This window comes from Bordetella muralis (assembly GCF_965139205.1).
GTDB lineage: Bacteria > Pseudomonadota > Gammaproteobacteria > Burkholderiales > Burkholderiaceae_B > Bordetella_A > Bordetella_A muralis.
In genome coordinates, this window is the sequence record NZ_CBCSIU010000043.1 from 1 (window position 1) to 13,722 (window position 13,722).

9 protein-coding genes are annotated in these 13,722 nt (G+C 61.4%); 5 read left to right on the plus strand and 4 right to left on the minus strand.

Features of this window, described 5'->3' with window-relative positions; translation table 11 throughout:
* Nucleotides 1–307 precede the first annotated feature (307 nt).
* Complete coding sequence (locus ACNA0I_RS26270) at nt 308–2,374, minus strand: M3 family metallopeptidase (RefSeq protein WP_415808970.1); 2,067 nt, start codon at nt 2,372–2,374, stop codon at nt 308–310.
* 65 nt (nt 2,375–2,439) lie between these two features.
* Between ACNA0I_RS26270 and ACNA0I_RS26275 the strand changes: the two genes are divergently transcribed.
* Nucleotides 2,440–2,994 carry a hypothetical protein gene (locus ACNA0I_RS26275; protein WP_415808971.1) on the plus strand — a complete coding sequence of 185 codons (555 nt, stop codon included), beginning with the start codon at nt 2,440–2,442 and terminating at the stop codon, nt 2,992–2,994.
* A 64-nt stretch (nt 2,995–3,058) separates the two neighbouring features.
* Here the strand turns inward: ACNA0I_RS26275 and folD are convergent, their stop codons facing one another.
* From folD to ACNA0I_RS26290, 3 genes are read right to left on the minus strand one after another with little or no spacing between them, the layout of a single operon-like run.
* Nucleotides 3,059–3,943 carry a bifunctional methylenetetrahydrofolate dehydrogenase/methenyltetrahydrofolate cyclohydrolase FolD gene (gene folD / locus ACNA0I_RS26280; protein ID WP_415808972.1) on the minus strand — a complete coding sequence of 295 codons (885 nt, stop codon included), beginning with the start codon at nt 3,941–3,943 and terminating at the stop codon, nt 3,059–3,061.
* A complete protein-coding gene (locus ACNA0I_RS26285) occupies nt 3,940–4,566 on the minus strand; it encodes a response regulator transcription factor (RefSeq protein ID WP_094821538.1) in 627 nt (208 codons plus the stop codon). Before ACNA0I_RS26285 ends, folD begins: the two co-directional genes overlap by 4 nt.
* On the minus strand, nt 4,563–6,317 hold the full coding sequence (locus ACNA0I_RS26290; protein WP_415808973.1) for a PAS domain-containing sensor histidine kinase: 1,755 nt from the start codon (nt 6,315–6,317) through the stop codon (nt 4,563–4,565). Before ACNA0I_RS26290 ends, ACNA0I_RS26285 begins: the two co-directional genes overlap by 4 nt.
* Nucleotides 6,318–6,631: 314 nt before the next feature.
* On the opposite strand from ACNA0I_RS26290, the gene aceE reads away from it, so the two are divergent.
* Genes aceE through ACNA0I_RS26310 form a run of 4 tightly spaced genes read left to right on the plus strand, consistent with a single transcriptional unit; the run spans nt 6,632 to nt 13,633 of the window.
* Nucleotides 6,632–9,340, plus strand: coding sequence for a pyruvate dehydrogenase (acetyl-transferring), homodimeric type (gene aceE, locus ACNA0I_RS26295; RefSeq protein WP_415808974.1), 2,709 nt, complete (start codon nt 6,632–6,634; stop codon nt 9,338–9,340).
* A 12-nt stretch (nt 9,341–9,352) separates the two neighbouring features.
* On the plus strand, nt 9,353–11,035 hold the full coding sequence (gene aceF, locus ACNA0I_RS26300; protein ID WP_415808975.1) for a dihydrolipoyllysine-residue acetyltransferase: 1,683 nt from the start codon (nt 9,353–9,355) through the stop codon (nt 11,033–11,035).
* A gap of 9 nt (nt 11,036–11,044) precedes the next feature.
* Nucleotides 11,045–12,868, plus strand: a complete 1,824-nt coding sequence (gene lpdA, locus ACNA0I_RS26305) for a dihydrolipoyl dehydrogenase (protein WP_415808976.1) — start codon at nt 11,045–11,047, stop codon at nt 12,866–12,868.
* Nucleotides 12,869–12,898: 30 nt separating this feature from the next.
* Nucleotides 12,899–13,633: an IclR family transcriptional regulator gene (locus ACNA0I_RS26310; RefSeq protein WP_415808977.1), complete on the plus strand. Its 735-nt coding sequence runs from the start codon at nt 12,899–12,901 to the stop codon at nt 13,631–13,633.
* The last annotated feature ends 89 nt before the right edge of the window (nt 13,634–13,722 follow it).

Sequence of the window (13,722 nt, forward strand, 5' to 3'; positions counted from 1 at the left end):
CTCAAACATGGCCCCCGGACTTCCCCCGCCAATCCTCCACGGACTCGGCAGCCTCCGACAGGCCTGCCCGCCACTGCCCCCCGGCTGCGGCAAACTCACGGCGTTAGAAGGGCATAACCCATGCAAGATTACGGCGTCAGCGGGACTGATAACGCTGCAAGGTCACAGCGTCAGCAGGACTGATGACGCCCAGGTCATGGCGTCAGTCGCATACCGAAGCCTCATATTGCGGCGGGTTCATCACTCGGGCCAATGACGCTTGCAAGGGCTGCGGTTGTAGGCGTGAGGATGTTGGACGAGGCGGCGGTCAGTTTGTCATGCCGCTGTGGCGCAATAGGGCGTCGATGCGCGGGGCACGGCCGCGGAAGGCGGCAAAGGATTCCGCAGCGGGGCGGGCGCCGCCGACGGCGAGGATTTCTTTGCGGTAGCGCGCGCCGGTGACGGGATCCAGGGTGCCGGCTGTGCTGTCGGCGTTGGCTTTGGCGGCTTCTTCGAATGCCTCGTAGGCGTCGGCAGACAGGACCTCGGCCCATTTGTAGCTGTAGTAGCCCGCGCCGTAGCCGCCGGCGAACAGATGCGAGAAGGCATGCGGGAAACGGTGCCACGCGGGCGGGAACAGCACGGCGACTTCTTTGCGGACTTGCTGGAGCAGGTCCATGGTTTGCTCGATGGTCGCGCCATCGGTGCGGCTATGCAGCAGCATGTCGAATAGTGCGAATTCGATTTGGCGTACGGTCTGCATGCCGCTTTGGAAATTGCGGGCGGCGACGAGTTTGTCGTACAGCGCACGGGGCAGGGCCTCGCCGCTGGCGACATGGGCCGAGAGGCGTTGCACGACGGGCCATTCCCAGCAGAAGTTTTCCATGAACTGCGAGGGCAGTTCGATGGCGTCCCATTCGACGCTGGAGAATGCCGAGGCGCCGGGCTCGTCGACTTCGGAAAGCAAGGCATGCAGCGCGTGGCCGGTTTCGTGGAACAGCGTGATGACGTCGTCGTGCGTGAGCAAGGCGGGCTTGCCGTCGCCGGGGCGGGCAAAGTTGCAGGTCAGGTAGACGACCGGCGTTTGAACATGGTCGCCTAGTCGGCGGCGGCTGCGCTCGCTGTCGACCCAGGCACCGCTTTGTTTGCCGGCACGGGCATAGAGGTCGAGGTACAGGTGGCCGATCAACGCACCTTCGGGTGATTCGACGCGGACGCCGCGTACGTCGGCGTGCCAGCGCGAGACGTCGGTTTCGCGCAGACGTACGTTGAACAGCGATTCGATGACCTGGAACAGGCCCTCGAGCACGCGAGGCTCGGTGAAGTACTGTTTGATCTCGTCTTCGGAGTAGGCGTAGCGAGTCTCGCGCAGGCGCTCGGACGCGTAGGGAATATCCCACGGCTCGAGCTCAGCCAGCCCGAGTTCGCTGGCGGCAAAGGCCTTGATCTCGGCCAGGTCGCGTTCGGCGTAGGGACGGGCACGCGAAGCGAGGTCGCGCAGAAAACCGGTGACTTCGTCGGCGTCGCGGGCCATGCGGGTTTGCAGGCGCAACGCGGCAAAGGTGCCAAACCCGAGCAGGCCGGATTCCTCGGCGCGCAGGGATAGCAGTTCCTCGATCAGCGGGGAGTTGTCAAAACGCGTGTCGCCTTGTTCAGAGGCCACGGTGCCATAGGCGCGGTACATCTGTTCGCGCAGACTGCGGTCGCGTGCGTATTGCATGACGGGCAGGTAGCACGGCATTTTCAGCGTGAGTTTCCAGCCCGTTTCGTGCCCATCGTCCTGAGCGGCCTGACGAGTGGCCTGTAGCACGTCGGCAGGCAGGCCCGCGAGCCGGGACTCGTCTTCGATGAGCAGCGACCAGGCGTCGATCGAATCGAGGACGTTTTCGGAGAATTTTTGCGTGACTTGGGCCTCGCGATCGGAGATCTCGGCATAGCGCTCGCGGGCCGCGCCTTGCAGCTCGACGCCGCTCAAGCGGAAATCACGCAGCGCTAATTCAATGACGCGGCGGCGTACTGGATCCCAGCTGTCGAAGTCTTGGGCGGCACGCAGGCGTTGGTATTGCTTGTACAGTCCCTCGTGCAGGCCTACCCAGGTCGAAAACTCCGTCACGAGCGGCAGGGCGGCGTTGTAGGCCTCGCGCAATTCAGGGGTGTTGACCACGGCATTCAGATGGCCCGCGACCGACCAGGCGCGCCACAGTCGCTCTGACGCGGTATCCAGCGGTTGCACCACAGATTCCCAATCAGCCGGCAAGCTCGGATCCGCTGCTGCATCAACAGCCTGTCGTGCGCCGATCAGCAGTGCTTCGATGGCGGGCACGATGTGCGCGGGCTGCACGGTGGCATAGTCGATGAGGTCGGAGACGGGGGCTAGCAGGGGATTTTGAGTCATGTTCGGTGTCGCTGCGAATGGGACGGAATACGATAAAGATGAGGGCGTTTGCACGGAAAACAAGGGTGACCCTGCGGGGGGACCTTCCGGCGATAAAATGCCCTCCGTGCTGCGCAGCTTATCGCAGTTCAGAGGCGATTGGGATGATGGATATTCTTTTGAAGACGCTGATGTGGGGGGCGTCTTTGGTTTTGTTATTGGCCTATTTCTTTGGTGTTACGCTGAGAAAACCGTTCAAAACGGTGGCTATGCATTTTTTAATGGTGCTGGCGGTGCATGTCGTGCTGAGTGCGGCGGCGATCCTGCTGACGAAACATGGTCAGAGCATCAAGTTTTCAGGGCAGCAGGGTTCCCCGGACTTGGCCGCAGCGCTGCTGTTGGGCGTCAAGCTATATATGGCGATCTTGATGATTTTTCTGCTCAATTTTTTTGCGGCATTGGCGCAAAAGGGTGTGAGCTCAATGGCCAAATTTCACACCACGCATAATGCCGCCAATCTGGATCGCCAGCCCGTGCGAGGGTTCTTGCGCCATCAGCGACCCATCGTCAGGGGATATCAGGCCCTGTTCATGATGGGCGGCGTGTTCATGCTGTGGGCGTTATGGTTCCGGTTTCGATAGGAACTTGATGCGGTAGTCAACGATGCCACGGATGTTTGATGGTCCCTGGCATCGTTGTCACGTATTACGCTGCCGCGCGCTCGGCCGCCTCGACGGTATTCACCAGCAACATCGCAATGGTCATGGGGCCAACTCCCCCCGGCACCGGCGTGATTGCGCCAGCGACTTCGCGGGCCGACGCAAAATCGACATCGCCGCAGAGTTTGCCGTCAGCGCCACGATTGATGCCGACGTCGATGACGACCGCACCCGGCTTGATCATGCTGCCGGTGATCATGCCCGGCTTGCCCGTCGCAACCACCAGTACATCGGCACGGCGCGTTTGCGCGGCCAGGTCACGGGTTTTCGAGTTGCAGATCGTGATGGTGGCGCCGGCTTGCAGCAGCAACATGGCCATGGGCTTGCCCACGATGTTGCTGGCCCCCACGATGACAGCCTCGGCGCCACGCAGGGTGACACCCTCGGATTCCAGCATCTTCATCACGCCGTAGGGGGTGCAAGGGCGGAACAGAGGCTGGCCTGTCATCAGCAGACCGGCATTGCTGATGTGAAAGCCGTCTACGTCCTTTTCGGCGGAGATCGCTTCGATGACCTTGTGGCTGTCCATGTGCGGCGGCAGCGGCAACTGCACCAGAATGCCGTGAATGGACGGATCGCGGTTCAGTGCGTCGATGCGAGCCAGCAGCTCGGCCTCGGTCATGTCGGCAGGATATTGCTCTTTGATCGAATGCAGGCCGGCCTTTTCACAAGCAGCGACCTTGTTGCGTACATAGACCTGCGAGGCGGGGTCTTCGCCGACCAATACGACGGCCAGACCGGGACGGATGCCCTTGGCAGCGAGGGTTTGCACACGTTGTGCGACTTCTTCGCGGATGCGTTGCGACAGGGCGGTGCCGTCGATGATGCGTGCGCCTTGGACGGCGGGTGTAGAAGGGTCCTGCAGGGTCATGCGTGTGCCTCGGGTTTTGCCAGCGCGACTTTCATCAGGTCGGCGACAGTGGTGACTTCCAGTTTTTCCATGATGTTGGCGCGATGCGCTTCCACCGTTTTGATGCTGATGCCGAGATCGTCGGCGATTTGCTTGTTCAGGCGGCCGGCGACGATGCGTTCCAATACCTGCTGCTCGCGCGCGGTCAGACGGGCCAGCATGGCTTCGTGGTCTTTTTGGGCCTGGAACTGGCTGATGCGCTGGGTCGCTTGCTCGAGCATGCGGGCCACGATCTCGCGCAGGTCCGATTCATTGAAAGGCTTTTCCAGAAAATCGACTGCGCCTTTTTTCATCGTGGATACTGCCATGGGGACATCGCCGTGACCGGTGATGAACACGATGGGTAGCGGGGCGTTGCGGGCCAGCAGTTGCTCTTGCAGCTCGAGGCCGCTCATGCCGGGCATACGCACGTCGGCGATCAAGACGCCGATCTGGCTGGGATCATATTCCTCGAGAAAGGTCTCACCGCTGGCGAAAGCGCGCACGCGATAACCGTTGGCTTCGAGCAGCCAGCGCAATGAATCGCGTACCGCTTCGTCGTCATCGACAATGAATACCGTGCTCGACTGGGGGGGGGTGTTCATGCGTGTAACTCCTCGGGCTGATCGTTCTGTGCCGGTTTTTCAGGCGCGGCGCAGGGCAGTGTAAATCGAAAAATCGTACCGCCGGCGGGATTCGGATCCGCCCAGAGACGGCCGTGGTGCGATTCAATAATGGTACGGCAGATATTCAGACCCATGCCCAGGCCCTGGGTCTTGGTGCTGAAGAAAGGCTCGAACAGGCGCTCGGGATCCGTCAGGCCGTGACCACGGTCGACGACAGCGACTTCGATGTGCTGTTCGTGAGGGATGACTGCGACCTTGAGCTCGTCGGAATCGCTCTTGTCCATGGCCTCGAGGCCATTTTTCAGCAGATTGAGCAACACCTGTTCGATCAGAATCGGGTCGGCCAGCACGTCTGGCGCATTGGACGGCACGAACGAATCAATGCGGATGCGGCGTTTGCGTGCGTCGATGTCGGCAAAACCGATGGCATTGTCAACGATGCGGCTGATCGGCACGCGCTGGCGGCGCGGCTCGCTGCGTTTTACGAATTCGCGGATGCGGCTGATGATCTTGCCGGCGCGTTCGGCTTGCGAGGCGGCTTTTTCCAGTGCGGGCAGCAGCATGGTCGGGCTGGTGTGGCCGGCTTTGACCAATGCGACCGCGCCCATGCTGTAGTTTGCGATGGCAGTCAGAGGCTGATTCAGCTCGTGAGCCAAGGACGAAGCCATTTCGCCCATGGTGGTCAGGCGGCTGGTGAGCTGGATCTTTTCTTGCTGGATGCGCGAGGCTTCTTCGTGGTCCCGGCGCTCGGTGATGTCGCGCGCGACCTGCATGCGTACGCGGCGGCCGTCGGTCCAGGCCAACATACGGTGGTGTACCTCGAACCAGCGCTGTACCGAGGGGGCAAAGATCTCGATCGCCTCATCGGTGAACCGGCCGCGGCGTCGCGCCAGCAGTTCGTTGTGGCCGCCAGTCTGCGCCCCGAACACGCGGCGGTAGGTGCGGTTGGCGAACAGCAGTTCCAGGCCGTCATGGGTGTCGGCAGTCACGGAAATCGCGTCGTCGAGCCCTTCGAGCACGGTCATGAAACGCTCATGCGCGGCAGTCAGGGCCTCGCGAATGCGTTTGGGCTCGGTGATGTCCGTCATCGAGGTCATCCAGCCGATCTGCGTGCCGTTGGGGTCGAGCAGGGGCGACACATACATCCGCGCGGTAAAGCGCGAGCCGTCGCGGCGCTGGGCCTCGATTTCAAGTCCGCTGCTGGGGGTCTTGCCCGAGGTCAGCACGTCGAGTGTGTGCTGGTGCTGCTCGTGCCGGCCCGGCACCCAGTAGGGGAAAGGAGGGCTGCGTCCGATGAGATCCGCCTCGTTCCAGCCGATCATGCGGCAGAACGCCGGATTGACATAGGCGATGCGCCCCTCCATGTCGAGCACGCGCATCCCCGTGGACATGGAGTTTTCCATGGCACGGCGGAATCCGGTCTCGGCGATCAAGGCGGCCTCGGCGGTCGAGCGGAAACGGGTGTAACGCCACAGCATCAGCAAGCTGATGATGATCACACACGACAGTGCCAGCACGACCCAGATCAGACGCTGTTGGCGGACCTCCTGGTCGATGGTCACGAACATGACGCTGTCGTCGTGCAGACGCTGCAGCCAGAAAAACGCACCCATTACGCACAGATACAGGATCAACACCACCGCTGGCGTGACCCAGTACACGCCCCGCCGGCGTTTGCGAGCGTGGTCGTGAAACGAGTTGGGAATGCTGGATTTGTAAGGGCTGGACATGACAGTCGGCACAGATAGACCCGGCATTTTAGAGCGTGTTGCGCGTGTGTGCGCAGAGCAGGGCGTTGGAGTTTGTCATGATGGGGAAAATAAATTCAGGAATCTGTCAATATTTCATATTATGAAATTCCGTACCGCAACATGAAATTTTCACGCGGACAGGTTAATCTTCGCGTTTCGTACTTGCTGCCTGACGCGATAGCATTGACCGTTCAGGCGGCAAAACACGCCCCGGCCAGGAGCCGGACCCCTTTGGATTGCCCGATCCATTACGTTGGAGCGGGCCTGCTCAGAACTCCCACAGGAGACATACGATGTCCTCTAATGCCCAGGCTAGCGCGCTATCGGCCGCCAACGACGAAGACACTCTAGAAACCCAAGAGTGGCTTGAAGCCCTGGCTGCCGTGCTCGACCGCGAAGGTCCCGAGCGTGCCCATTACCTGCTGGAACGCCTGATTGACGAGGCCCGTCGTTCGGGGGCGCATATCCCATTTTCGCCCAACACGGCCTACGTCAACACCATTCCGCCTGGACTCGAGCCGGCTCATCCCGGCAACCTGGAGCTGGAATCGCGTATTCGCTCCTATGTGCGCTGGAACGCCATGGCCATGGTGGTCAAGGCCAACAAGCATAACCCGCCCGATGGCGGCGATCTGGGCGGCCACATCGCCTCGTTTGCCTCGCTGGCCACCATGATCGGCTGCGGGCAAAACCATTTCTGGCATGCCGAAGACGAAAGCCATGGCGGCGACCTGGTGTATTTCCAGGGCCACACTTCGCCCGGCATGTACGGTCGCGCCTACCTCGAAGGCCGCTTGACCGAAGAACAGCTGAACCATTTCCGCCAGGAAGTCGATGGCAAGGGCCTGTCGTCGTATCCGCACCCCAAGCTGATGCCGGATTTCTGGCAGTTCCCGACGGTGTCGATGGGCCTGGGCCCGCTGATGGCGATCTACCAAGCCCGCTTCCTGAAATACCTGCATGCCCGCGGCCTGGCCGACACGAGCCAGCGCAAGGTCTGGGTATTCTGCGGCGACGGCGAAATGGACGAACCCGAGTCGCTGGGCGCGATCGCGCTGGCCGCTCGCGAAAAGCTCGACAACCTGATCTTCGTCATCAACTGCAACCTGCAGCGTCTGGACGGACCGGTGCGCGGTAATGGCAAGATCATCCAGGAGCTCGAAGGCGACTTCCGCGGATCGGGCTGGAATGTGATCAAACTGATCTGGGGCGGCTACTGGGATCCGCTCCTGGCGCACGACAAAGAAGGCATCCTGCGCAAGATCATGGAAGAAACCGTCGATGGCGAGTACCAGGCGTACAAGGCCAACGACGGCAAGTTCGTGCGCGAACATTTCTTTGGCAAGCATCCGAAACTGCTGGAAGCCGTCTCGCGCATGAGCGACGAGGACATCTGGCGCCTGAACCGCGGCGGCCACGATCCGCACAAGGTCTACGCGGCCTTCAAGGCGGCCAGCACGCATACCGGTCAACCGACCGTCATCCTGGCCAAGACCATCAAGGGCTACGGCATGGGCCAGGTGGGCCAGGCCAAGAACCCGACTCACCAGCAAAAGAAACTCGAGCTCGAGTCGATCCGCGAATTCCGCGATCGTTTCGCGATCCCGATTCCCGACGATCAGCTCGAGAAACTGCCTTATTTCAAGCCGGCCGAAGATTCGCCGGAAATGAAATATCTGCACGAACGCCGCAAGGCGCTGGGCGGCTATCTGCCCAAGCGCCGCGCCAAGGCCGACGAGCAGCTCAAGGCCCCCGCGCTGGAGGCATTCAAGGCGGTGTTGGAACCCACCGCCGAAGGCCGCGAGATCTCGACGACGCAGGCTTTTGTGCGTGTGTTGAATCAGATCCTGCGCGACAAAGACCTGGGCTCGCGCGTCGTGCCTATCCTGGCGGACGAATCGCGGACTTTCGGTATGGAAGGCCTGTTCCGCCAGATCGGCATCTATGCACCGGAAGGGCAGAAGTACGTGCCGGTCGATAAAGACCAGGTCATGTACTACAAAGAATCCGCCGACGGCCAACTGCTGCAGGAAGGCATCAACGAAGCCGGCGCGATGAGCTCGTGGATTGCGGCGGCCACGTCGTATTCGACGAACAACCGCATCATGGTGCCGTTCTACATCTATTACTCGATGTTCGGCTTCCAGCGCATTGGCGATCTGGCCTGGGCAGCGGGTGATATGCAGGCGCGCGGCTTCTTGCTGGGCGGCACGGCAGGCCGTACCACGTTGAATGGCGAGGGCTTGCAGCACGAAGACGGTCACAGCCACCTGCTGGCCTCGACCATTCCGAATTGCGTGTCGTACGACCCGACGTTCGGTCACGAGCTGGCTGTGATCATCCAGCACGGTCTGAAGCGCATGGTCGAAGACCAGGAGAACGTGTACTACTACCTGACGGTGATGAACGAAAACTACCCGCAGCCCGGTCTGACCAAGGGCGACGAGGAAGGCATCATCAAGGGGATGTACAAGCTCAAGTCGCACGGCAAGGGCAAGACCCGCGTGCAACTGATGGGCTCCGGCACCATCCTGCGCGAAGTCATGGCGGCTCAGGAATTGCTCGAAGCCGACTGGGGCGTCGCCTCGGATCTGTGGAGCGTGACCAGCTTTACCGAGCTGCGCCGCGATGGCCTGGATGCCGATCGCCACAACCTGCTGCACCCGGAACAGAAAAAACCGCAGGTGCCCTACGTCACGCAGCAACTCGAAAAGACCGAAGGCCCGATCATCGCGTCGACCGACTACATGAAGTTGTTCGCCGATCAGATCCGTCCGTTTGTGCCCAAGGACCGCACGTACCGTGTACTGGGCACCGACGGTTTCGGCCGTTCGGATTTCCGCTACAAGCTGCGCGAGCACTTCGAAGTCGATCGCCATTTCGTGGTGTTGGCCGCATTGCGCGCGCTGGCCGACGAGGGCAAGGTCCCCGCCGGCAAGGTCGCCGAGGCCATCAAGAAATACGGCATCAACCCGGAAAAAGCCAACCCGCACCACGCTTGAAGGTAAACAGACATGAGCAAACTCGTGGAAATCAAGGTACCCGACATCGGTGATTTCAAAGAAGTCGAAGTCATCGAAGTGCTGGTCGCGGCGGGTGACACGATCAAGGCCGAGCAAAGCCTGATCACCGTCGAGTCCGACAAGGCATCGATGGAAATCCCGGCGTCGGCCGGTGGCGTCGTGAAGTCCGTCAAGGTCAAAGTCGGCGACAAGGTCGCCGAAGGCACCGTTATCCTGGAAATCGAGGCGGGCGAAGCGGCGGCTGAGGCCGCACCCGCTGCCGCACCTGCGGCGGAATCGGCGCCGGCAAAGGCTGCCGCTGCTGAGCCTGCCGCTGCTGCCAAGGCGCCCGCTGCCCCGGCCGAGCAAAGCCAGCAAGGCAGTGGCCCCGTGGAAATCGCGGTACCCGATATCGGTGATTTCAAAGAAGTCGAAGTCATCGAAGTCATGGTCGCCGTGGGCGACACCATCAAGGCCGAGCAAAGCCTGATTACCGTCGAGTCCGACAAGGCCTCGATGGAAATCCCGGCATCCGCAGGCGGTGTGGTCAAGGAAATCAAGGCCAAGGTAGGCGATAAGGTATCCAAGGGCACCGTGATCGTGGTGGTCGAGGGCGGCGCCAGCGCGGCACCCGCTGCCGCTTCGGCACAGCCCAGCGCGCAACCCGCAGCCGCGGCAACAGCACCGGCTGCCAGCAGCCCCGCTCCTGCCGCAGCACCTGAGGCGCCGGCCGCCAAGCCCGCGCCTGCTGCCTCGCTCGAAGATCCCGGTCTGAAGCCTGGTCAATTGCCGCATGCATCGCCGTCGGTGCGCAAGTTCGCACGCGAGTTGGGTGTCAACCTGAGCAAGGTCAAAGGCTCTGGCCCGAAAGACCGCATCACGGCCGACGACGTGCGCGCCTTTGTGAAGCAAGCGCTGGCAGCACCGGCGGCGGCTGCCTCGGGCGGCGCCGATGGCGCGGCGCTGGGCCTCTTGCCGTGGCCGAAGATCGACTTCACCAAGTTCGGTCCGATCGACGCCAAGCCGCTGTCGCGCATCAAGAAAATCTCGGGTGCGAACCTGCATCGCAACTGGGTCATGATCCCGCACGTCACCAACAATGACGAAGCGGACATCACCGACCTGGAAGCTTTCCGTGTGACCTTGAACAAAGAGAACGAAAAAGCCGGTGTCAAAGTCACCATGCTGGCGTTCCTGATCAAGGCCGTTGTTTCCGCACTGAAGAAATTCCCCGAGTTCAATGCGTCGCTTGATGGCGATCAACTGATCTACAAGCAATACTTCCATATCGGTTTTGCTGCCGACACGCCCAACGGTTTGGTCGTGCCGGTCATCCGCGATGCGGACAAGAAAGGCATCATCGACATCGCCAAGGAAATGGGCGAACTGTCCAAGAAGGCCCGCGAAGGCAAGATCTCTCCTGCGGAAATGCAGGGCGGTTGCTTCTCGATTTCGTCGCTGGGCGGGATCGGCGGTACGCACTTCACGCCCATCATCAATGCACCGGAAGTGGCTATCCTCGGTGTGTCGCGTTCGGCGCAAAAGCCTGTCTGGGACGGCAAGCAGTTTGTGCCGCGCCTGACGATGCCGCTGTCGCTGTCCTACGACCATCGTGTCATCGACGGCGCTGCTGCCGCGCGTTTCAACGCGTACCTGGGTCAGTTGCTGGCCGACTTCCGCCGCATCTTGCTGTAAGGGGGCCTCATGAGCACACTGGTTGATATCAAGGTACCCGACATCGGTGACTTCAAGGAAGTCGAAGTCATCGAGGTGCTGGTTGCTGCGGGCGACACGATCAAGGCAGAACAAAGCCTGATCACGGTCGAATCCGACAAGGCATCCATGGAAATCCCCGCGTCCGCAGGCGGCGTGGTGAAATCCGTGCAGGTCAAGGTTGGCGACAAGGTTGCCGAGGGCACGGTGATCCTGCAGGTCGAGGCTGCCGAGGCAGCGTCGGCGGACGCGGGCAAAGCCGCCGCGCCGGCGGGCGGTAATGCTCCGGCCGAGGCGAAAGCGGGTGGCAATGCACCGCAGGCCTCGTCTGCGCCTGCACCGGCGGCGGCGCCGGCCGATAAAGCTCCGGCACCGGCGGCGGCGTCGTATAGCGGCTCCGCAGATCTGGAATGCGACATGCTGGTCCTGGGCGCAGGCCCCGGCGGCTATTCGGCGGCTTTCCGTGCGGCAGACCTGGGCCTGTCCGTTGTGCTGGTCGAGCGTTACGAGACGTTGGGCGGTGTCTGCCTGAACGTAGGCTGCATTCCATCCAAGGCGCTGTTGCACAACGCAGCCGTCATCGACGAAGCGCGTGCACTGGCGGCCCACGGGATCAGTTTTGGCGAGCCCAAGATCGATCTGGACAAGCTGCGCGGCTACAAAGACAGCGTGGTGGCAAAGCTGACGGGCGGCCTGGCCGGCATGGCCAAGGCACGCAAGGTCAAGGTGGTCACGGGTGTCGGCGAGTTTGCCGATCCGCATCACTTGTCCGTCAAGAGCGCTGACGGCAAGACACAAACCGTCCGTTTCAAGAACGCCATTATTGCGGCGGGCAGCCAATCGGTGAAACTGCCGTTCCTGCCCGACGACGAGCGTATCGTCGACTCGACCGGGGCATTGGAACTGCGCGAGATTCCGAAAAAGATGCTCATCATCGGCGGCGGGATCATCGGCCTGGAAATGGGTACGGTGTATTCCACGTTGGGCGCGCGTCTGGACGTCGTGGAAATGCTCGACGGCCTGATGCAAGGTGCGGATCGTGATCTGGTCAAGGTCTGGCAGAAAATGAACGCCGAGCGTTTTGACAACATCATGCTCAAGACCAAGACCGTCGGCGCCGAAGCGAAAAAAGACGGTATCTACGTCAGCTTCGAAGGCGAGGGCGCACCGAAAGAACCGCAACGTTACGACTTGGTGTTGCAGGCCGTGGGCCGCAGCCCGAACGGCAAGAAAATCGCCGCCGACAAGGCTGGTGTTGCCGTGACGGACCGCGGCTTTATCGAAGTCGATCGTCAAATGCGCACCAACGTGCCGCACATTTACGCGATCGGCGACATCGTGGGCCAGCCCATGTTGGCGCACAAGGCCGTGCATGAAGGCCATGTGGCTGCAGAAGCAGCTGCTGGTCAAAAGTCGTTCTTCGACGCGCGCGTGATCCCGTCGGTAGCCTATACCGATCCGGAAGTCGCGTGGGTGGGCTTGACCGAGGACGAGGCCAAGAAACAGGGTATCAAGGTCGAAAAGGGTCTGTTCCCCTGGGCAGCGTCGGGCCGCGCGATTGCGAACGGCCGCGACGAGGGCTTTACCAAGCTGCTGTTCGATGCCGAAACGCACCGCATTCTGGGTGGCGGCATTGTCGGCACGCATGCGGGCGATTTGATCAGCGAGATCGCTTTGGCGATCGAAATGGGCGCGGATATGGTCGATATTGCCAAGACCATCCACCCGCATCCGACGTTGGGCGAGTCTGTCGGCATGGCGGCTGAAGTCGCGGAAGGCGTGTGCACGGATTTGCCTCCGATGCGCAAGAAGTAATCCTTTCTTAAACATCTGTTTGCCCAGCCCATGAGCGTCAAGACAGCGCTGCGCGTCATCGAGATCATAGAAACCTATGCTCGCGAGCGGCGCGCGTTGCCCTTGTCGGAGCTGGCGCGCCTATTGGGTGTGCCGGTCTCCAGCTGTCTGGCGCTGATTCGTACCTTGGCCGATCTTGGCTATCTGTACGAGACAGGGCGACGGCAGGGTTATTACCCTACGGGTCGGTTGCTGGCGATGGCGCAACGCATCGCCGCGTCCGATCCGGTTCTGGATCGTGTTTATCCCAGCTTGATCGAACTGCGCGATGCGACGCAGGAAACGATTGTGTTCGGGAAACTCACCGGCGAGGGCAAGGTTGTCTATCTGGATGTGCTGGATTCTCCGCACACCATTCGCTATGCCCCGGTAGCCGGGGAGTTTCGCGAGGTACATGCGAACTCTCTTGGCAAGGCGTTGTTGTCTGTCCTGGATACGAAGGCTCGCCATGCGTTGCTCAATAGCTATGCTCTGACTCGCTATAACGAGCGTACGTTGACGTCCGTTGATGCGGTTGATGCGGATCTGGAGTTGTCGCGGGAGCGGGGGTGGTTCATGAACCTCGGTGAGTCGATTCCCGATGTGTGTGCGCTGGCTTGGCCGGTGACGTTGTCGGGGGAGACGTATGCGATTTCTGTGGGGGGGCCGGTTTATCGGTTGGAGCCTCGGCAGGAGGAGTGTGCTCGGATATTGAGGGCGGCTTGTACGGGGTTGGAGCAGGGGTAGTTTTTTTGCGTGCGGTGAGGTTTTCTTTTGGTCGTCGAGCCGAGGCAATCGGCCCGGCCGGGCTTCACAAAGTCGGTCCGGCGCGCGGG

Excerpts from the sequence above, each read along its gene's own strand:
- ACNA0I_RS26270 (WP_415808970.1), bottom strand. The coding sequence starts at position 2,374 with ATGACTCAAAATCCCCTGCTAGCCCCCGTCTCCGACCTCATCGACTAT.
- folD (WP_415808972.1), bottom strand. The coding sequence starts at position 3,943 with ATGACCCTGCAGGACCCTTCTACACCCGCCGTCCAAGGCGCACGCATC.
- ACNA0I_RS26285 (WP_094821538.1), bottom strand. The coding sequence starts at position 4,566 with ATGAACACCCCCCCCCAGTCGAGCACGGTATTCATTGTCGATGACGAC.
- ACNA0I_RS26290 (WP_415808973.1), bottom strand. The coding sequence starts at position 6,317 with ATGTCCAGCCCTTACAAATCCAGCATTCCCAACTCGTTTCACGACCAC.
- aceE (WP_415808974.1), top strand. The coding sequence starts at position 6,632 with ATGTCCTCTAATGCCCAGGCTAGCGCGCTATCGGCCGCCAACGACGAA.
- aceF (WP_415808975.1), top strand. The coding sequence starts at position 9,353 with ATGAGCAAACTCGTGGAAATCAAGGTACCCGACATCGGTGATTTCAAA.
- lpdA (WP_415808976.1), top strand. The coding sequence starts at position 11,045 with ATGAGCACACTGGTTGATATCAAGGTACCCGACATCGGTGACTTCAAG.
- ACNA0I_RS26310 (WP_415808977.1), top strand. The coding sequence starts at position 12,899 with ATGAGCGTCAAGACAGCGCTGCGCGTCATCGAGATCATAGAAACCTAT.